Here is a 20,756-nt window from a genome sequence, read left to right as displayed (position 1 = left end):
GGACTTTCACCCGCTGTGAAGGACTCGACTATTTGAGACCATCGCGGCTTTTGGTTCCGAGTTTTCCGGTATAGGGATTCACGTTGCCCTTGGTGCTGTAGTTGTTGTTACGAGTGGCGTCCGGATTTGTCGCATGAGAGGAACCCACATAGGTACCGTTGCTTTTGGTATACGCGCGAATGGTGTGATCCGAGCGACTGGATGAGGAGTAACTGGAGTGGGAAGACGAGTGTCCGCCGAAACTGCTGCCACGGGCAAAAACACTACTGGATGAAAGGGCTACTACCGTAGCCAAAACGGACAAAGCTATTACTTTTTTCATGCCATCTCCCTATAACACCGATGATGCCGCTCAGTTAGTGGCGCAACGATATCACGCCTGATTTCATTCAGACATTAGACTTTTCGCTTCTTCTATGTGCGACGATCAAGGAACGACAGGTCGCCCTCACGGCAAATGATCAAGGGAGAACCTAGAATTTCAGGTACGAGAAAACCAAACGCTGATCTGAATCCGGCGCTTGAGTCTGAATATGTAAAAAGGATGACTACAGAAGGGGCGTTATGGAGGCAACCCCACCAGCCACACCCCGGCACACAATGTTCCCGCTGTGGCTGCTGCCTTCCGGCTCTGACCAGGTTCACGGGTAATCGTTGCGGGGGGACCGATGGGGTCACCATAACGACGCTCGCCTCTCGGCAAGCGGGGCCATTGTACCGATCTCATCGGAAGTTACAACCGTTCCCGTGGGATTAAAAATATGAAGGTCTTCAAGCACTTGCCTATTGGGCCTGCAACACCTCATCTGCCCTGCCGCCCTCTTTCTGGATCACCAGGTGAATGAAGTGCAGCTTGGCAATCACCGCCGGCGGCAGGACGAACGGATAGAAATCCGGCTGGCCCATGCTGCGGGACAGTTCGTTGAGCATGCCGGCCAGTTCGATCCATGCGTTGACGAATGACAGGAACGCCGTGCCACCGGGATGTTCAGGGTCATAGAGGGTGCTCAGGGGGAACGGCTGGTAGTCCAGGTCCATCTCCCGGGCGCTCATGCCGAAGCCCAGCGCGGTGTCGACGGCGTCCATCATGTGCAGGTAATGCGCCCAGGTTTCCGCCCAGTCTTCCCACGGGTGCATGGTGGCGTAGGCACTGACGCAGGTTTGCTGCCAGTCCGGACGCGGGCCGTTCTGGTAGTGCTGCTCAAGGGCGTCGGCGTAGCTGGCGCGCTCGTCGCCGAACAGCGTGCGGAACGGTTCCAGCCAGTGGCTGTTGGCGATCAGGCGGTCCCAGTAGTAGTGGCCGACCTCATGGCGAAAATGGCCGAGCAAGGTGCGGTAAGGCTCGCGCATCTGCACGCGGATTTTTTCCCGGTGGGCGTCGTCGGCTTCCTTGATATCAAGGGTGACCAGGCCATTGGCGTGGCCGGTGGTGGGCGCGTTGCCTTCCAGGTCGATGCCGACGAAATCGAAGGCCAGGCCGGTGTCTTCATCGACGGTCTTGGGAATGACCTGCAAGCCCAGGCTGATGAGTTGCGCCACCAGGCGGCGCTTGGCGGTTTCGACCTTGCGCCAGCGTTCGGGGTTTTCAGGGATCGACAGGTCGGGAATGGTGCGATTCAGGCTGCAGGCCACGCACAAGGCCTGGCCGTTGTCGGCGGGCAGCAACCAGTTGCAGGCGGCCGGCGTATCGAGGTTGGCGCAGCGGCGAAAGGCACCGGCTTGAGGGTCGGCGTCCAGCAGCCAGGTATCGGCGTACGGGCCGGGCTGCAGGGAGGACAGGCGACTCTGCTCCGGCTGATAGCCCAGCAGCGCCGAACAGGCCAGGCACTGGCTGTTGCGAAAGAACAGCGATTGCCCACAGCGGCACTGCCAGACCTTGCTGTTGCGCGAGGTCTCGGCCATGAACGGTGCGGCGATGCGCGAACTGAGTTGTTCGAAGAAGCGGTACATGGCGATCTCTCCCGGAAGCTTGCCCATACTAGAGCATTGCCCGGGAGAGATCGTTCCCACGCTCTGCGTGGGAATGCATCCCGTGACGCTCCGCGTCGCAACTTTAGAGCGGACGCAGAGCGTCCAGGGCGGCGCTCCCACGCAGAGCGTGGGAACGCTCATCAGACCGTGATGTTGTGCTTGGCCAAAAATGCCACGAACGCTTCTTCATCCAGCACTTTCAAGCCCAGCTCACTAGCCTTGGCCAACTTCGAACCGGCACCCGGCCCGGCCACCACGCAGTGGGTTTTCGCCGACACCGAGCCCGCCACCTTGGCACCGAGGCTTTCAAGTTTTTCCTTGGCGACATCGCGGCTCATCAGTTCCAGGGAGCCGGTGAGCACCCAGGTGTGACCCGCCTCGGGCAAGCCTTCGACGACTTTCTTCTCACTCTGCCAGTGCATGCCGAAGTCCTTGAGCTGTTGCTCGATGGCCAGCGCACGATTGGCGTTTTCTTCGATGTCGAAGAAATCCCGGACAGCCTTGGCCTGCTTCTCCGGCAAGGCCTGGCGCATGTCGAGCCAGTCGGCCTTGATCACGCCTTCGAGGGAACCAAACTTGTCCGCCAGTTTCTGCGCAGCACCCGGTCCGACGGACGGCACGTGCAGTTTGTCGAGCAAGCCGCCCAACGTGGTGCTGGCCGCAAACTCGGCGCTCAGTTCACCCTGCTCCTGCAACTCCAGCCCGCACTCGTCCTTGGCGATCAAGGCACCGATCACGTCCTGGTTATGGCTGTCTTCAAAGAAACTGTGAATCTCGTGGGCCACTTCCAGGCCAACGTCCGGCAAGTACGTCAGCACTTCCGGCAACGCCTGCTGCACGCGCTCCAGGGACGCCAGAGAGCGCGCCAGCACCTTGGCGGTCTCCTCGCCCACATCGGGAATGCCGAGGGCGTAGATAAACCGTGCAAGGGTTGGCGTCTTGCTGTTTTCGATGGCGGTGATCAGCTTCTTGCTGGAGACATCGGCAAAGCCTTCCAGGTCGATGATCTGTTCGTACTTGAGCTTGTAGAGGTCAGCCGGCGAGCCGATCAGTTTCTCGTCCACCAGTTGCTCGATGGTCTTGTCGCCCAGGCCATCGATGTCCATGGCCCGGCGCGAGACGAAATGGATGATCGCCTGCTTAAGCTGCGCACCACAGGCCAGCCGCCCGACGCAGCGATACACCGCGCCTTCGCTGACGGTTTCCTTGCCCTTGCTGCGCTTGACCAGTTGCGTGCGTTCAACGTGGGAACCACACACCGGGCAGCTCTCGGGAATCTGCACCGCGCGGGCATTTTCCGGGCGACGCTCGGTCACCACCGACACCACCTGGGGAATCACGTCACCGGCACGGCGGATGATCACGGTGTCGCCGATCATCAGGCCCAGGCGCGCCACTTCGTCCATGTTGTGCAAGGTGGCGTTGGACACGGTCACACCCGCAACCTTGACCGGCTTCAAGCGTGCCACGGGCGTCACCGCGCCGGTGCGACCTACCTGGAATTCAACGTCCAGCAGTTCGGTCAGTTCTTCCATCGCCGGGAATTTATGGGCGATTGCCCAACGCGGTTCGCGGGCACGGAAGCCCAGTTCACGTTGGTAGGCAATGCTATTGACCTTGAACACCACACCGTCGATTTCATAGGGCAAGGCATTCCGTCGCTCACCGATATCACGGTAGTAGTCGAGGCAATCCTGAATCCCCTTGGCCAGTTTCAACTCATGGCTGATGGGCATGCCCCACTTTTTCAGCTGTTGCAGGTTGCCGATGTGGGTGTCGCTGATATCCGTGGTCACGCCGTAACAGCAGAATTCCAGCGGACGGCTGGCGGTAATCTTCGAGTCCAGCTGGCGCAGGCTGCCCGCCGCCGCGTTGCGCGGGTTGGCGAAGGTCTTGCCGCCGACTTCCAGCTGCGTGGCGTTCAGCCGCTCGAAGCCGGCCTTGGACATGAACACTTCGCCGCGCACTTCGAGGGTCGCCGGCCAGCCGGTGCCGTGCAGTTTCAGAGGAATATTGCGCACGGTGCGCACGTTGACGCTGATGTCTTCGCCGGTGGTGCCATCGCCGCGCGTGGCGCCACGCACCAGTTCACCGTCCTGATACAGCAGGCTGACCGCCAGGCCATCGAGCTTCGGCTCGCAGCTGTACTCCACCGCCGCGCCGCCGCCAAACAGGTCGCCCACCGGCAAGTCCAGGCCTTCAGTGACCCGGCGATCGAATTCAAGCATGGTGTTTTCATCGAAGGCATTGCCGAGGCTGAGCATCGGGATTTCGTGACGCACCTGCGTGAAAGCCGACAACGCCGCACTGCCGACCCGCTGCGTCGGTGAATCCCGGGTTACCAGGTCCGGGTGCTCGGCTTCCAGGGCCTTGAGCTCGTGGAACAGCCGGTCGTACTCGGCGTCCGGGATGCTCGGCTCGTCGAGGACGTGGTAACGGTAGTTATGCTGATCCAGTTCAGCGCGCAGTTCGAGGATGCGGGTGTGGGCGGCGGTCATGGGTGTTCTCTCATAAAGCAAAAGAGCAGCCGAAGCTGCTCAATATGTTAGTGCATGGATTCTACAGGCAACGCTTAAGCTTGGACCTCAGCGCTTCTGTGTCAGGGCGCGACGCTCGAACTCGACGATGCGCTGACGGTAGTGCTCGATGGTCTGGGCAGTCAGGACACTGCGCTGGTCGTCCTTGAGCTCGCCGTTGAGTTCCTGGGACAGCTTGCGGGCGGCGGCCACCATCACGTCGAACGCTTGTTTCGGGTGACGCGGGCCAGGCAAACCGAGGAAGAAGCTCACGGCCGGGGTGCTGAAATGGTCGATGTCGTCCAGATCAAAGATGCCCGGCTTGACCGCGTTGGCCATGGAGAACAGGACTTCGCCGTTACCGGCCATGCTTTCGTGGCGGTGGAAAATATCCATCTCGCCAAAACGCAGGCCGCTTTCCAGAATGTTTTGCAGCAAGGCCGGGCCCTTGAAGCCGGCGGCGTCGCGGCAGATCACGCTGATCACCAGCACCTCTTCGGCAGCCGGTTGATCCTTGACGGATTCTTTATGGGCGCTCTTGGCCGGGGTTTCATCCGGGAAGTCATCGTCACGGCTGCTGAAGCTCGGACCTTCTTCCAGGTCCAGGTTCAAGTCACCCTGGGATGGCTCGCTGGCCGCACTGCGCTTGCCGCGCTTAGGTTCACGGGCTTCACGCACGGGTGCGCTCATCGACGGCAGGTCGTGCTCGTCCAGGTGCGGCTCTTTATGGTTATCCAGGACACGGGGTGGCCCCAGCAGCTCGGCGCTGCCGTCGTCGTCCGGCAAATTGGACAGGTTGCGGTCCAGGCGAAATTTCAACTTGCCCTTGCCGCCACGCATCCGGCGCCAGCCATCAAAAAGAATACCGGCAATGACAATAATGCCGATGACGATCAGCCACTCGCGCAGACCGATTTCCATGTAATCCCGTGCCTCTAATAAAAAATGCTGAAAAATAAGGGGTTTAGCACCGTGCAAACCGCTTTAAAACGTGGCGCCAACTCTATGTTCTGAATGACGTTTTGCCCACGCATACGAAAATTTGACATTAAACTAGCACGACCAAAGATAACTTTACACCGTCTGTCAAAATGCCTTGAACAAATATGTCCATTTGCCACTTTTCCCAGACCGGTAAATCACCTTACATCCTGCCGAAAATCCTCCTGCGAAGTGCGCCTCAGGATTCCACCAGCGCCATCGCCTCTTCGACATCCACCGCCACCAACCGCGAACAGCCCGGCTCGTGCATCGTCACACCCATCAATTGATCGGCCATTTCCATGGCGATCTTGTTGTGGGTGATATAGATGAACTGCACCGTCTGGGACATCTCTTTAACCAGCCGGGCGTACCGCCCAACGTTAGCGTCATCCAGCGGAGCGTCAACTTCGTCGAGCATGCAGAACGGTGCCGGGTTCAACTTGAAGATCGCAAATACCAGGGCCAGTGCCGTCAGTGCCTTCTCGCCACCGGACAGCAAATGGATGGTGCTGTTCTTCTTGCCCGGAGGCCGCGCCATGATCGTTACCCCTGTATCGAGTAGATCTTCGCCCGTCAGTTCCAAGTAAGCGCTGCCACCACCGAAAACTTTCGGGAATAACGCCTGTAAACCGCCATTAATCTGATCAAAGGTATCTTTGAAGCGATTACGGGTTTCCTTGTCGATCTTGCGGATCACGTTTTCCAGGGTGTCCAGGGCTTCGACAAGATCGGCGTTCTGCGCGTCCAGATAACGTTTGCGCTCGGACTGCTGCTGGTACTCATCGATGGCGGCGAGGTTGATCGCGCCGAGTCGTTGAATGCGTGCGGCAATCCGTTCAAGTTCTTCTTCGGCTTCTTTCTCGTTGGCCTCGGCGGTCAGGGTATTGAGCACGCCGTGCAGGTCGTAGCCGTCTTCCAGCAACTGGTCTTGCAGGGTTTTGCGGCGCACCGTCAGGGCCTGCCATTCCATGCGCTGCTGTTCGAGCTGGCCACGGATCAGTTGCGATTGCTGCTCGGCCTGGGTCCGGCGCTTTTCGGCGTCGCGCAGTTCGCGGTCGGCGTCTTCCAGGGCGATTTGTGCAGTCTTGAGTTCTTCGTCGACGGTCATGCGTTTGTCGAGCAACTCTTCAAGCTTCAGGCGCAGCTCTTCCAGCGGGGCTTCGCCCTCCTCCAGGTTGAGGCTCAGTTGCTCGCGCTTTTCGGTCAGGCGTTCGGACTGCATTTCCAGACGCTCAAGGGCCTGGCGCGTGGAGTCGTGTTGCGCCCGCAGGGAGCCGAGGCGCACGGCCAATTGATGGGCGTGGTCCTTGTGCTGGCGGGCTTCCTGACGCACCCGGTCGAGGCGCTCGCGCAAGCTGTCGCGCTGGGCCAGCAGCAACTCGCGCTGCTCGGTGTCCAGGGCCATGCTGTCGAGGGCCTCCTGCAGTTGCAGGCGTGCTTCGCCGACTTGTTCGTGTTCGAGGGCGCGTTGCTCGCCCATCTCGGCCACTTCTTCGTCGAGCCGGGTGCGGCGCAAGGTCAGTTGCTCGACCTTGGCCTTGCTCGCCGAGAGCTGGGCTTTCAATTCGCCTTGCTGGCGCGCTTCGTCCTGCAACAGCCGGCGCAGGTGTTCGCGGCCGGTCTCTTGCTGGCGCTGGGTGGCGCGCAGGGTTTGCAGCTGGTTTTCCAGGGACTCAAGGGTGGCTTCGCGCTCTTCCCGTTCGGCGGTCAGGTTGACGATTTCCTGGCCACGGGCCAATACGCCGCTTTCCGCTTCGCTGGCCAGACGCACCCGCAGGAAGTGCCGGCCAACCCAAAAACCATCACGGCTGATCAGGCTTTGCCCGGCCGCCAATTGGCCGCGCTGGGCCAAGGCCTGCTCAAGACTGTCCACCGGCTTGACCTGACCGAGCCAAGGCGACAGATCAATCGCCGCCTCGACCTTGTCCAGCAGGCTGCCCGGTACGCGTGTGCCGTCTGCCGCGGGGCTAAGCAATCGCAGATCACCCTGGGTAAACCCCGCAAGGTCGAAACCGCCAAAGTCATCCACCAACACGGCTTGCAGGTCGGCACCGAGGACGGTTTCCACCGCCAACTCCCAACCGGCTTCAACCTTCAAGCCTTCGGCCAGGCGCGGGCGCTCGGCCAAGTGTTGATCACGCAGCCATTCGGCCGTGCCGGTGCCCGGATCCAAGGCCGCTTGCTGCAAGGCTTCAAGGGAGGCCAATCGACCGTTAAGCCGCTGCAAATCCCCCTGGGCGGTTTGCTGCGCCTGGGTCGCCTGCTGCAGTTGCTGACGCAATTGCTCAAGGCGCTCCACTTGTTGTTCTTCGCTGGCTTCCAGCTCTTCCAGGGTCATTTCGCTTTCGGCGAGTTTCTCGCTCAGCTCGAGGATCGCCGCGTCTTCCGGGTCGGCCGCGAGCAGCACGCGCTCTTCCACCAAGCGCCGCTGACGCTCGGCCAGGCGCTCCATGCTGGTTTCCAGTTGCTGGATGCGCGACTGCTGCACCTCAGCCTGACGGCGCGGCTCGGCGGATTGCAGGTTGAACGTGTCCCACTGCTCCTGCCAGGCGTGCATGGTGGTTTCGGATTCTTCCAGGGCCGCAGCGGCTTCCTCGGCGGCGGCGCTGGTGACTTCCTGCTCCGGGGTGAGCATGTCCAACTCCTCCCCGAGGGTCAGCAGCAAGGTGCGGTCGTGACCCAGGTGCGACTCGGTTTCCAGGCGCGCGCGTTCAGCTTCCTTCAGGTCGTCCTGCAACTGGCGCAAACGCTGCTGGCCGTGCTGGATGCTCTGCTCGACCCGGGCGATATCGCCGCCCACCGAATAAAAGCGCCCCTGCACCAGATTGAAGCGCTCGGACAGGTCATGGTGACCGTCCCGCAGGCGCTCGATGCTGGCGTCGGCATTGCGCTGCTCGGCCACCAAGGCTTCAAAACTGATTTCCTGGGTGCCGATGATCGCTTCGCGCTGGCCCACTTGATCATTTAATGCCTGCCAGCGCAGGGCTGACAGTTGCGCCTTGAGCTGACGCTCCTCGCCCTTGTATTCCTGATACTTCTCGGCCGCCTGGGCCTGACGGTGCAGGCGCTCCAACTGGCGCTCCAGCTCTTCACGCAGGTCAGTCAGGCGGGCAAGGTTTTCATGGGTGCGGCGGATACGGTTTTCGGTCTCGCGGCGGCGCTCCTTGTACTTGGAGATGCCGGCCGCTTCCTCGATAAAGTTACGCAGGTCTTCGGGCTTGGCTTCGATCAGCTTGGAGATCATGCCCTGCTCGATGATCGAGTAGCTGCGCGGGCCCAGGCCGGTGCCGAGGAAGATGTCGGTGATGTCCCGGCGGCGGCACTTGGTGCCGTTGAGGAAGTAGCTGTTCTGGCTGTCGCGGGTGACTTTGCGGCGGATGGAAATTTCCGCGTAGGCCGCGTACTCGCCCACCAGGGTGCCGTCGGAGTTATCAAACACCAGTTCAATGCTGGCCTGGCTCACTGGCTTGCGGCTGGTGGAGCCGTTGAAGATGACGTCGGTCATCGACTCGCCACGCAGGTTTTTCGCGGAGCTCTCGCCCATCACCCAGCGTACGGCGTCGATGATATTCGACTTGCCGCAGCCATTGGGCCCCACCACTGCCGCCATATTACTGGGGAAGTTCACCGTGGTCGGGTCGACGAAGGATTTGAACCCCGCCAGTTTGATGCACTTGAGCCGCACGCTTAGGCTTCCGCCAACGCAGCAATGACCAGCGAGCAACTGCGCTCGCCGTAGGCCGAGAGTACTTGGCGAATCTGTGGCAGGTCACGGGCCAGCACGGCGGCGAGCAATTGCTCGAACAGCACCAGGTACTCGCTCATGGAGGCCTTGCGTTGATCCAGCGCCAGATAATAGGCACGGTTCATCGCCGGCTGCAGGTTCTCGACGGTTTCCTGCAAATACGGGTTGTTGGCGAACGGATAGGCGGCACGCATTACGTTGAAGCTTTCTTCGACGAAGGCGCGGATGTCCTGGCGTTCGAAGCTGGCGACCAGGCGCTGCTGGATCTGCACAAACGGCGCCATGTCGGCCTGGGTCTGCCAGCCGGCGGCGACCGCGTTGCCCAGCAGGATGTAAAGCTCGCCCATCAGCGTGCACAGGCTCTGCACCTTGTGGGCAGTCAGCTCGGTGACATGGGCGCCACGGCGCGGCAGGATCGCGATCAGGTGCCGGCGCTCGAGGATCAGCAAGGCTTCGCGCACGGAACCACGGCTGACATTGAGCGCCAGTGTGACCTTCTGCTCCTGGATCCGCTCCCCAGGCTTGAGGTCGCCGCGAATGATACGTTCGGCGAGGTGGTGAGCGATTTGCTCGGCAAGACTATCCGGCGCCTTGAACGTCATGTTTTCCCTTCAAAATCTTCTATCGGTACGAGCGCGGCAGTGTAGCGCACTTGCCCATTGATGGCGTACGGCCCACAAGCACGAATTTGGCATGAAATAAGCAGCCATTAAAGTCCAGAAGCCCCCAAAAACGGCGGTTCCAGAGAACTGGACCATAATTAAGGATGTTGAGATCGCATTTTCTTGACCCTTAGGTCAGAAAATCATTGACCGAAAAGTCAGACATGACTAGATTCGGCGCAAAGCGGTTAACAACAATAATGAGTCTGCGAGGCCTTCCGTGATCCAGTTTTTACTAAACCAGGAGCTCCGTAGCGAGCACGCCCTGGACCCGAACCTGACCGTGCTCAACTATTTGCGTGAGCACCTGGGCAAATCCGGCACCAAGGAAGGCTGCGCCAGCGGCGACTGTGGCGCCTGTACCGTGGTGGTCGGCGAGCTGCACACCGACGATCAAGGCGCCGAGCAGATTCGCTATCGCAGCCTCAACTCGTGCCTGACCTTTGTCTCGTCCCTGCACGGCAAACAACTGATCAGCGTCGAAGACCTCAAGCACCAGGGCCAACTCCACAGCGTGCAACAAGCCATGGTGGAATGCCACGGTTCGCAGTGCGGCTTCTGCACCCCGGGTTTTGTGATGTCGCTGTTCGCCCTGCAAAAGAACAGTGATGCGCCCGACAGCCAGAAAGCCCACGAAGCCCTGGCCGGCAATCTCTGCCGCTGCACCGGCTATCGCCCGATTCTTGCGGCCGCCGAACAGGCCTGCTGCAACAAGCCCCAGGACCAGTTCGACAGCCGCCAGGCCGACACCATCGCCCGCCTGAAATCCATCGCCCCGACGCAAACGGGTGAACTGAACAGCGGCGACAAACGCTGCCTGGTGCCGTTGACCGTCGCCGACCTGGCGGACCTCTACGACGCTTACCCGCAAGCCCGGCTGTTGGCCGGCGGCACCGACCTGGCGCTGGAAGTCACCCAGTTCCACCGCACGCTGCCGGTGATGATCTACGTTGGCAATATCGACGAAATGAAGCGCATCGAAAGCTTCGACGACCGCCTGGAAATCGGCGCCGCCACTTCCCTGTCCGATTGCTACACCGCACTCAACAACGAATACCCGGACTTCGGCGAATTGCTTCACCGCTTCGCCTCGTTGCAGATCCGCAACCAGGGCACCCTGGGCGGCAATATCGGCAACGCCTCGCCCATCGGTGACTCGCCGCCACTGCTGATCGCCCTCGGTGCGCAGATCGTACTGTGCAAGGGCAACACCCGCCGCACCCTGGCGCTGGAAGACTACTTCATCGACTACCGCGTCACTGCCCGCCAGGACAGCGAATTCATCGAAAAAATCATCGTGCCCAAAGGCGTGCCGTTGTTCCGTGCCTATAAGGTTTCCAAACGTCTGGACGATGACATTTCCGCCGTCTGCGCCGCCTTCAACCTGAAGATTGATAACGGCGTGATCGCCGATGCCCGTGTGGCGTTCGGTGGCATGGCCGCTACCCCAAAACGCGCGAAAAGCTGCGAGGCCGTGCTGAACGGCGCCACCTGGAACTCCGCCACCGTGGAAAAAGCCTGCGCCGCCCTGGCCGAGGACTTCACCCCGCTGTCGGACTTCCGCGCCAGCAAGGAATACCGCCTGCTCAGCGCGCAAAACCTGCTGCGCAAATACTTCATCGAACTGCAAACGCCGCACATCGAGACTCGGGTGACCGCTTATGTCTAACCATCACGCCGTGGAAAAATCCCAGGCCGAACTCGCCGAACTGTTTGCCAAGGACCTGACCAGCGGCGTCGGTCGCAGCGTCAAGCACGACAGCGCCGCCAAGCACGTCTCGGGCGAGGCGCAGTACATCGATGACCGCCTGGAGTTTCCGAACCAGTTGCACCTGTACGCACGCATGTCGGACCGCGCCCACGCGAAGATCATCAGCATCGACACCGCGCCCTGCTACGCCTTCGAGGGTGTGCGCATTGTCATCACTCACGAAGACGTGCCGGGCCTAAAAGACATCGGCCCGCTGATGCCCGGCGACCCGTTGCTGGCCATCGACACCGTGCAGTTCGTCGGCCAGGTGGTGCTGGCCGTCGCCGCCCGTGACCTGGAAACCGCGCGCAAAGCCGCCATGGCCGCCGTGATCGAATACGAAGACCTGGAGCCGGTGCTGGACGTGGTCGAGGCGTTTCGCAAAAAACACTTCGTGCTGGACAGCCACACCCACCAACGCGGTGATTCGGCGAGCGCGCTGGCGACCGCCAAAAACCGTATCCAGGGCACCCTGCACATCGGCGGCCAGGAACACTTCTACCTGGAAACCCAGATATCTTCAGTGATGCCCACTGAAGACGGCGGCATGATTGTCTATTGCTCCACGCAAAACCCCACCGAAGTGCAGAAGCTGGTGGCCGAAGTACTCGACGTATCGATGAACAAAATCGTGGTCGACATGCGCCGCATGGGCGGTGGTTTTGGCGGCAAGGAAACCCAGGCCGCCAGCCCGGCGTGCCTGTGCGCGGTGGTCGCGCGCCTTACCGGCCAGCCGACCAAGATGCGTCTGCCACGGGTCGAAGACATGCTGATGACCGGCAAGCGCCACCCGTTCTATATCGAATACGACGTGGGCTTCGACGACAGTGGCCGGCTGCACGGTATCAACCTGGATCTGGCGGGCAACTGCGGTTGCTCCCCGGACCTGTCGAACTCGATTGTCGACCGCGCGATGTTCCACTCCGACAACTCGTATTACCTGGGCGACGCCACCGTCAACGGCCATCGCTGCAAGACCAACACCGCGTCCAACACGGCTTATCGTGGCTTCGGCGGCCCCCAAGGCATGGTCGCCATCGAGGAAGTGATGGACGCCATTGCCCGGCACCTGGCCCTCGACCCGCTGGCGGTGCGCAAGGCCAACTACTACGGCAAGACCGAGCGCAACGTCACCCACTACTACCAGACCGTCGAGCACAACATGCTCGAAGAGATGACCGCCGAACTGGAGCAAAGCAGCCAGTATTTCGAGCGCCGCGAAGCGATCCGTCGCTACAACGCCAACAGCCCGATCCTGAAAAAAGGCCTGGCGCTGACGCCGGTGAAATTCGGGATTTCCTTCACCGCCAGCTTCCTCAACCAGGCCGGTGCGCTGATCCACATCTACACCGACGGCAGCATCCACCTGAACCACGGCGGCACCGAGATGGGCCAGGGCTTGAACATCAAGGTTGCGCAGGTGGTGGCCGAGATCTTTCAGGTGGAAATCGACCGCGTACAGATCACCGCCACCAACACCGACAAGGTGCCCAACACCTCGCCGACCGCCGCCTCCAGCGGTGCGGACCTGAACGGCAAGGCCGCGCAGAATGCCGCCGAAACCATCAAGCAGCGCCTGGTGGAATTTGCCGCGCGCAAGTATGAAGTCAGCGAGGCCGACGTTGAATTCCACAACGGGCATGTGCGGGTTCGCGATCACATCCTGACCTTTGAAGCGTTGATCCAGCAGGCGTATTTCGCCCAGGTTTCACTGTCGAGCACCGGCTTCTACAAGACCCCGAAAATCTTCTACGACCGCAGCCAGGCGCGTGGCCGACCGTTCTACTACTTCGCGTTCGGCGCGGCCTGTTGCGAAGTGATCGTCGACACGCTGACCGGCGAATACAAAATGCTGCGCACCGACATCCTGCACGACGTGGGCGCCTCGCTGAACCCGGCCATCGACATCGGCCAGGTGGAAGGCGGCTTCATCCAGGGCATGGGCTGGCTGACCATGGAAGAGCTGGTGTGGAATAACAAAGGCAAGCTGATGACCAACGGCCCGGCCAGCTACAAGATCCCCGCCGTGGCCGACATGCCGCTGGACCTGCGGGTGAAGCTGGTGGAAAACCGCAAGAACCCGGAAGACACGGTGTTCCATTCCAAGGCCGTGGGTGAGCCGCCGTTCATGCTCGGAATTGCCTCGTGGTGTGCGATCAAGGATGCCGTGGCGAGCCTGGGTGACTATCGCCATCAGCCGAAGATTGATGCACCGGCGACCCCGGAGCGGGTGTTGTGGGGGTGTGAGCAGATGCGCCAACTGACCGCCGCAAAAGCTGTGGAAACGGAAACCGAGTTGGCTTCGCTCTAGACCGAGGCGCTGCCATCGCGGGCAAGCCCGGCTCCCACATTCTGATGTGTGAACCCGATCAAATGTGGGAGCTGGCTTGCCTGCGATAGCGGTCGAACTGACAACAGAGATGCTGAGGTAAACATGAACAACTGGATCAGCGCCCTCGCCGACCTGCAGAACCAGGGTGAACCCTGCGTGCTGGTGACCATCATCGAAGAGCTCGGCTCCACGCCGCGCAATGCAGGCTCGAAGATGGTCATCAGCGCCGCCCACACCTTCGACACCATCGGTGGCGGGCACCTGGAATACAAGGCCATGCAGATCGCCCGGGACATGCTCGTGCGCGGCCAGCAAAACACACACCTGGAGCGCTTCAGCCTCGGCGCCAGCCTGGGCCAGTGCTGTGGCGGTGTGACGGTGCTGTTGTTCGAACCCATGGGCCAGGTGCAGGCGCAGATCGCGGTGTTCGGCGCCGGCCATGTGGGCCGTGCGCTGGTGCCGTTGCTGGCCAGCCTGCCGTGCCGGGTGCGCTGGATCGACTCCCGGGAACAGGAATTCCCGGAACACATCCCCCAAGGCGTGCGTAAAATCGTCAGCGAAGAGCCGGTGGATGAAATCGACAACTTGCCCGCAGGCAGTTACTGCATCGTCATGACCCACAACCACGCGCTGGACCTGGAGCTGACCGCCGCCCTGCTCAAGCGCAATGACTTCACCTACTTCGGCCTGATTGGCTCGAAGACCAAGCGCGTCAAGTTTGAACATCGCCTGCGGGATCGCGGTTTCGACACCGCGCACCTGCAACGCATGCATTGCCCGATGGGGTTGACTGAGGTCAAAGGCAAACTGCCTGTGGAAATTGCCATCTCCATCGCCGGCGAAATCATCGCCACCTATAACGCCAATTTCGGCCAGCACACTGCGAGCGCCGAACCCATTGCCAAACTGCTGCCGGCATCACGCCGCAGCCAAGCGACTAACTGAGACGACCATGCCTTTGACACGCAAAGCCTACCGTGCCGCCATTTTGCACAGCATCGCCGACCCTGCCGAAGTGGGGATCGAAGCCTCCTACGAGTATTTCGAAGACGGCCTGCTGGTGATCGACAACGGCCAGATCAGCGCCCTGGGCCATGCCAGCGAATTGCTCGCCAGCCTGCCCGCCGACATCGAAGTCACCCATTACCAGGACGCGCTGATCACCCCCGGCCTGATCGACACCCACATTCACCTGCCGCAAACCGGCATGGTCGGTGCCTATGGCGAGCAGTTGCTGGACTGGCTCAACACCTACACCTTCCCGTGTGAAAGCCAGTTCGCCGACAAGGCCCACGCCGAAGAAGTCGCGGATATTTTCATCAAGGAACTGCTGCGCAACGGCACCACCACCGCCCTGGTATTCGGCAGCGTGCACCCGCAGTCGGTGAACTCGTTTTTTGAAGCGGCCGAGAAGCTCGACCTGCGCATGATCGCCGGCAAGGTGATGATGGACCGCAACGCGCCGGACTATCTGACCGACACCGCCGAATCCGGCTACGCGGAAAGCAAGGCCCTGATCGAGCGCTGGCATGGCAAGGGCCGTTTGCACTACGCGGTGACGCCACGTTTCGCACCGACCAGTACGCCCGAACAACTGACCCTCGCCGGGCAGCTGCTGGGGGAATACCCGGACCTGTACATGCAGACCCACATCAGTGAAAACCTGCAGGAAGTGGAGTGGGTGAAAGAGCTGTTCCCGGAGCGCAAGGGCTACCTGGACGTGTACGACCATTACAAACTGCTGGGTGAACGCTCGGTGTTCGCCCACGGTGTGCACCTGTGCGATGACGAATGCGCACGGCTGGCAGAAGCAGGCTCGGCAGTCGCATTCTGCCCGACGTCGAACTTCTTCCTGGGCAGCGGGCTGTTCAACCTGCCAATGGCCGAGAAGCACAAGTTGAATGTGGGCCTGGGTACGGATGTCGGTGGTGGCACCAGCTTCTCGCTGCTGCAGACACTGAACGAAGCGTACAAGGTGATGCAACTGCAAGGGGCGCGCTTGAGTCCGTTCAAGTCGCTGTACCTGGCGACTCTGGGCGGTGCGCGGGCACTGCGGTTGGAAGACAGGATCGGCACCCTGCAGCCGGGCACTGATGCCGACTTCCTGGTCCTGGATTACAACGCCACGCCACTGCTCAGCTATCGCCTGAAGCAGGCCAATAACATTGCCGAGACGTTGTTTGTATTGATGACACTGGGGGATGACCGGGCGGTGTTGCAGACGTATGCAGCGGGGCAATTGGTGCACCAACGCTGATTTAACAAGTACCACAAACCAAATGTGGGAGCTGGCTTGCCTGCGATGCAGACACCTCGGTGTATCAGTGATACCGAGGTGATGCTATCGCAGGCAAGCCAGCTCCCACATGTTTGATCGGGTTTACAACTTTACAGGCGAGCGCCCTGGCTTCTTGGTCTGCAACAAATGCGAGAACACCGCATGCAGGTCATCCGATGCGCTCTCCTCATCAAGGTTGAGCTTGCTGTCGATGTGATCCATGTGATGCATCATCAGGTTCACCGCCAGACCCGCATCCCGCGCTTCGATCGCGTCGATCAGTTGGGTGTGTTCATCGTAGGAACAGTGGGAGCGGTTGCCGCTTTCATACTGGGCGATGATCAAGGAGGTCTGGGACACCAGGCTGCGCTGGAAGCTGATCAACGGGGCATTCTTCGCCGCCTCGGCCAGTTTCAGGTGGAACTCGCCGGAAAGCCGGATACCCGCACCGCGATCGCCCCGGGAAAAGCTGTCGCGTTCGTCATTGACCATCTGCCGCAGCTCCGCCAGTTGCTCGGCCGTGGCATGCTGTACCGCCAACTCAGTGATCGCACGCTCCACCAGACGCCGGGCGAGAAACACCTGGCGGGCTTCCTCGACACTCGGGCTGGCCACGACCGCACCCCGATTGGGCCGCAGCAGTACCACGCCTTCATGGGCCAGGCGCGACAATGCGCGGCGGATGATGGTGCGGCTGACGCCAAAGATTTCGCCCAGCGCTTCTTCACTCAATTTGGTACCGGGCGCCAGGCGTTGTTCGAGGATCGCCTCGAAGATATGCGCGTAGACGATATCGTCCTGGGTTCCACTGCGACCGGCCTTACCGGCTCGCGGTTGTTTCTTGAGGGGCTGCAACTGTTCGTTCATGGGCACTCGGGTCGGGAGAACGGCGGCGAATTGACGTTGACTGTAATACGGCACAGAGGGTCGCTGGCAAGTATCGCGTAAAATCAGCGCACATTGTACACAACCCACTGCGCCAACACACTGTACGGCTGTTTGCGGCGCCGGCTGTATTGCAATGAATCGTTACGTTTGAGTTTAGGCTTGATTCCGTACTTTCTCCTTTGCAGGAGCGAGCTTGCTCGCGAAAAACGTATAAGCACCGCATTCATTCAGGATGCCAGCGTCATCGTTAAGGACCTTCGCGAGCAAGCTCGCTCCTACAGACAGCCCGGTAAAAGGAGCACCGCCCCATGTCCGACGTCCCCCAAGCGCGATTACGCCCACTGGCCGACACTTCGCCTTCGGCCATCGTCGCCGGTTTCATTGCCATGATGACCGGCTACACCAGTTCCCTGGTGCTGATGTTTCAAGCCGGTCAAGCCGCCGGCCTGAGCACGGCGCAAATTTCCTCGTGGATCTGGGCGATTTCCATCGGCATGGCGGTGTGCAGCATTGGCCTGTCCCTGCGCTATCGCACGCCGATCACCATTGCCTGGTCCACCCCGGGCGCGGCGCTGTTGATCACCAGCCTGGGCGGTGTGAGTTACGGCGAAGCCATCGGCGCCTACATCACCTGTGCGGTGCTGGTGACTATCTGCGGGTTGACCGGCAGCTTCGAAAAACTCGTCAGGCGCATCCCGGCGTCCCTGGCGGCAGCGTTGCTGGCGGGGATTCTGTTCAAGATCGGCAGCGAGATTTTCGTCGCCGCGCAGCACCGTACCGGGCTGGTGCTGGGGATGTTCTTCACTTACCTGGTCATCAAACGCCTGTCGCCGCGTTATGCCGTACTCGCGGCACTGCTGATCGGCACGGCGCTGTCCGGGCTGATGGGGCTGCTGGATTTCAGTGGCTTCCACCTCGAAGTGGCAACCCCGGTGTGGACCACGCCGCACTTCTCCCTGGCGGCGACCATCAGCATCGGTATCCCGCTGTTCGTGGTGGCCATGACCTCGCAAAACATGCCCGGGGTCGCCGTACTGCGGGCCGACGGCTATAACGTGCCGGCTTCACCCTTGATCACCACCACCGGCCTGGCCTCGCTGGTGCTGGCGCCGTTTGGCTCCCATGGCATCAACCTGGCCGCCATCAGCGCGGCGATCTGCACCGGGCCCCATGCCCATGAGGATCGCAACAAGCGCTATACCGCCGCGGTCTGGTGCGGGATTTTCTACGGGATTGCCGGGGTGTTTGGCGCGACATTGGCCGCGTTGTTCGCGGCGTTGCCCAAGGAACTGGTGCTGTCGATTGCGGCATTGGCGTTGTTTGGCTCGATCATCAATGGCCTGAGCATCGCCATGAATGAGCCCAAGGAACGGGAGGCAGCGTTGATCACCTTCATGGTCACAGCGTCGGGGTTGACGTTGTTTTCCATCGGTTCGGCGTTCTGGGGTATTGTCGCGGGGGTGTTGACGCTGGTGATTCTGAACTGGCGCAAGGCCTGATTCTTCAGGACCCCATAACGAAAAAGCGACCCGGGCGGGTCGCTTTTTCATGACATCAGACTGCCGGGTTGATCGGCTTTTCTGAATGCCAAGCGTCCAACAGGGCGCTGACTTCAACGCGGGTCAGCTCTGGACGAGCCTTCAGCCACGCTTCAACAGCGGCACGCTGCTCTTCGTTGACCGAACCACGGGTGGCTTTGCAAACCAGACCGAAGTCATCACCGCCGACGTAGTCCAGGCCGTTGCCGTCCATTGCTTCAGTCAGGAATGCTTCGAGGAAAGCGTCAACCGCTTCATCGTCCAAACCTTCTTTGAAGTCCAGGTTCAGTTCGAAACCCAGCTCTTGAAATTCATCAACGCACAGTTTTTTGCGCAGACGCCGGGAACGGTTAGTCGCCATTGGAACAATCCTCTTAAGTAATAACGGGCGGCACTTTAGCAGTTTAAGCAGGCCTTTGCCCGATTCTCTGGGACAGGCGGCACGGTGCCAGTAAAAAAAACCGCCAATTGCAGCTATCGTTCAGCCACAAGTGCGACAGCCTTGGGGCATAATGCCGACACTTTCATGACCATTGAGGGATTTTTCGTACATACCCCTCACCTTTTTACCCCTCAGCAGTAGGGTTTTAATTCTTATGATCAAATCTTTGCGTCCACTGTTACTCGCCAGTTTTCTTCTCCCCCTGGCTTTTTCCGCTACCGCTGCCCCGATCAACACTTCCCTGCCGCCCAAGGTCCAGGAAGCCCTCCAGAAAGCCAAGCTGCAAAACACTGCCCTGTCCCTGGTGATGATTCCCCTCAATGGCCCGGGCACCCCTACCGTGTTCAACGCCGACGTATCGGTCAACCCGGCCTCCACCATGAAGCTGGTCACCACCTACGCGGCCCTGGAAATGCTCGGCCCCAACCATCAGTGGAAAACCGAGTTCTACACCGACGGCACCCTCAGCGGCGGCATCCTGAACGGCAACCTGTACCTCAAGGGCGGCGGCGACCCCAAGCTGAACATGGAAAAACTCTGGCTGCTGATGCGCGACCTGCGGGCCAATGGCGTGCAGCAAGTGACCGGCGACCTGGTACTGGACCGTGGCTTCTTCATCCCACCGCAACTGCCGGAGTTCAATGACGACGGCAACGACGAGAACAAGCCGTTCCTGGTCAAGCCCGATGCCCTGATGGTCAACCTCAAGGCGCTGCGCTTCGTCACCCGCAATGATTCGGGCAAGGTGCTGGTGTCGGTCGAGCCGCCGATTGCGAGCATTCGCATCGACAACCAGGTCAAGGTTTCCAACGCCAAGCAGTGCACCGGTGACGTGCGCTACAGCCCGATGACTGCCGCCGATGGCAGCGTCACCGTGACCGTCAGCGGCCAGTTGGCGGACGGCTGCAGCTCGCAGACGTATCTGTCACTGCTGGACCACGCCACCTACACCGCCGGCGCCGTTCGGGCGATCTGGAAGGAGCTGGGTGGCAGCATCCAGGGCCGCGACATCCAGGCGCCGGTACCGAAGAACGCCAAGGTGCTGGCCCGGGCGTTCTCGCCGGACCTGGCGGAAATCATCCGCGACATCAACAAATACAGTAACAACACCATGGCGCAGCAGCTGTTCCTGAGCCTGGGTGCGCAGTACCGCACCGATGCCGACGGCGACGACGCCAAGGCGGCCCAGCGCGTGGTGCGCCAGTGGCTGGCGAAAAAGGGCATCACCGCACCGCACCTGGTGATGGAGAACGGTTCCGGCCTGTCCCGCGCCGAACGGGTCAGCGCCCGCGAGATGGCAACCATGCTGCAAGCGGCGTGGAGAAGCCCGTACGCGGCGGAATACATCAGCTCGCTGCCGATTGCCGGCACCGACGGCACCATGCGCAAACGCCTGAAGACCACGGCCATGCGCGGCGAAGCCCACGTCAAGACCGGCACCCTGAACACCGTGCGCGCAATTGCCGGTTTCAGCCGCGACAACAATGGCAATACCTGGGCCGTGGTGGCGATTCTCAACGATCCGAAACCGTGGGGTGCGTCTTCGGTACTGGACCAGGTGCTGCTGGACCTGTATCGCCAGCCTAAGCTGGCGGCGGCGGCCCCGGTCCTCTAACAGCAGCAAATATCAAATGTGGGAGCTGGCTTGCC

The 20,756-nt window shown here is 60.8% G+C and carries 14 protein-coding genes and 1 other RNA gene; 6 read left to right on the top strand and 9 right to left on the bottom strand.

Going from position 1 to position 20,756, the window contains the following annotated elements:
• Positions 1-28: 28 nt before the first annotated feature.
• From LIY45_RS01695 to LIY45_RS01665, 7 genes are all read right to left on the bottom strand, one after another.
• Complete coding sequence (locus tag LIY45_RS01695) at positions 29-322, bottom strand: hypothetical protein (RefSeq protein WP_226475106.1); 294 nt, start codon at positions 320-322, stop codon at positions 29-31.
• A gap of 252 nt (positions 323-574) precedes the next feature.
• Positions 575-671, bottom strand: an RNA gene (gene ffs, locus LIY45_RS01690) — signal recognition particle sRNA small type.
• 112 nt (positions 672-783) lie between these two features.
• Entirely contained in the window at positions 784-1,950 is a 1,167-nt protein-coding gene (locus tag LIY45_RS01685; RefSeq protein ID WP_226475105.1) for a putative zinc-binding metallopeptidase, read from the bottom strand.
• A gap of 161 nt (positions 1,951-2,111) precedes the next feature.
• Positions 2,112-4,469 (bottom strand): NAD-dependent DNA ligase LigA, encoded by a 2,358-nt coding sequence (gene ligA, locus LIY45_RS01680; RefSeq protein ID WP_226475104.1) that lies wholly within the window; start codon positions 4,467-4,469, stop codon positions 2,112-2,114.
• A gap of 87 nt (positions 4,470-4,556) precedes the next feature.
• Positions 4,557-5,408 carry a cell division protein ZipA gene (zipA, locus tag LIY45_RS01675; RefSeq protein WP_226475103.1) on the bottom strand — a complete coding sequence of 284 codons (852 nt, stop codon included), beginning with the start codon at positions 5,406-5,408 and terminating at the stop codon, positions 4,557-4,559.
• Positions 5,409-5,667: 259 nt separating this feature from the next.
• Positions 5,668-9,156 carry a chromosome segregation protein SMC gene (gene smc / locus LIY45_RS01670; RefSeq protein WP_226475102.1) on the bottom strand — a complete coding sequence of 1,163 codons (3,489 nt, stop codon included), beginning with the start codon at positions 9,154-9,156 and terminating at the stop codon, positions 5,668-5,670.
• Between the two features lie 2 nt (positions 9,157-9,158).
• On the bottom strand, positions 9,159-9,818 hold the full coding sequence (locus LIY45_RS01665) for a GntR family transcriptional regulator (RefSeq protein WP_017477159.1): 660 nt from the start codon (positions 9,816-9,818) through the stop codon (positions 9,159-9,161).
• Positions 9,819-10,098: 280 nt separating this feature from the next.
• On the opposite strand from LIY45_RS01665, the gene xdhA reads away from it, so the two are divergent.
• The 4 genes from xdhA to guaD all read left to right on the top strand — a co-directional run bounded on the left by xdhA (position 10,099) and on the right by guaD (position 16,217).
• A complete protein-coding gene (gene xdhA / locus LIY45_RS01660; RefSeq protein ID WP_226475101.1) occupies positions 10,099-11,547 on the top strand; it encodes a xanthine dehydrogenase small subunit in 1,449 nt (482 codons plus the stop codon).
• Positions 11,540-13,939 carry a xanthine dehydrogenase molybdopterin binding subunit gene (gene xdhB, locus LIY45_RS01655; RefSeq protein WP_226475100.1) on the top strand — a complete coding sequence of 800 codons (2,400 nt, stop codon included), beginning with the start codon at positions 11,540-11,542 and terminating at the stop codon, positions 13,937-13,939. The genes xdhA and xdhB overlap by 8 nt, the downstream gene beginning before the upstream one ends.
• A gap of 123 nt (positions 13,940-14,062) precedes the next feature.
• Complete coding sequence (xdhC, locus tag LIY45_RS01650; RefSeq protein WP_017477156.1) at positions 14,063-14,905, top strand: xanthine dehydrogenase accessory protein XdhC; 843 nt, start codon at positions 14,063-14,065, stop codon at positions 14,903-14,905.
• Between the two features lie 7 nt (positions 14,906-14,912).
• Entirely contained in the window at positions 14,913-16,217 is a 1,305-nt protein-coding gene (gene guaD, locus LIY45_RS01645) for a guanine deaminase (protein WP_226475099.1), read from the top strand.
• Positions 16,218-16,340: 123 nt separating this feature from the next.
• Here the strand turns inward: guaD and LIY45_RS01640 are convergent, their stop codons facing one another.
• Positions 16,341-17,105: a GntR family transcriptional regulator gene (locus tag LIY45_RS01640; RefSeq protein ID WP_226475098.1), complete on the bottom strand. Its 765-nt coding sequence runs from the start codon at positions 17,103-17,105 to the stop codon at positions 16,341-16,343.
• A gap of 329 nt (positions 17,106-17,434) precedes the next feature.
• On the opposite strand from LIY45_RS01640, the gene LIY45_RS01635 reads away from it, so the two are divergent.
• The gene (locus LIY45_RS01635) at positions 17,435-18,625 is read left to right on the top strand and encodes a benzoate/H(+) symporter BenE family transporter (RefSeq protein WP_226475097.1); all 1,191 of its coding nucleotides are present in this window, start codon (positions 17,435-17,437) and stop codon (positions 18,623-18,625) included.
• 55 nt (positions 18,626-18,680) lie between these two features.
• Here LIY45_RS01635 and LIY45_RS01630 read toward each other — a convergent pair whose 3' ends face one another.
• The gene (locus LIY45_RS01630; protein ID WP_226475096.1) at positions 18,681-19,025 is read right to left on the bottom strand and encodes a YggL family protein; all 345 of its coding nucleotides are present in this window, start codon (positions 19,023-19,025) and stop codon (positions 18,681-18,683) included.
• A 235-nt stretch (positions 19,026-19,260) separates the two neighbouring features.
• Here LIY45_RS01630 and dacB point away from each other — a divergent pair, with 235 nt between their 5' ends.
• Entirely contained in the window at positions 19,261-20,721 is a 1,461-nt protein-coding gene (gene dacB, locus LIY45_RS01625) for a D-alanyl-D-alanine carboxypeptidase/D-alanyl-D-alanine-endopeptidase (protein ID WP_226475095.1), read from the top strand.
• The last annotated feature ends 35 nt before the right edge of the window (positions 20,722-20,756 follow it).

The sequence above is a fragment of the Pseudomonas sp. MWU16-30323 genome (genome assembly GCF_020515595.1).
Classification (GTDB): Bacteria; Pseudomonadota; Gammaproteobacteria; order Pseudomonadales; family Pseudomonadaceae; genus Aquipseudomonas; species Aquipseudomonas yamanorum.
This window is presented reverse-complemented; position numbering and strand designations above follow the sequence as displayed.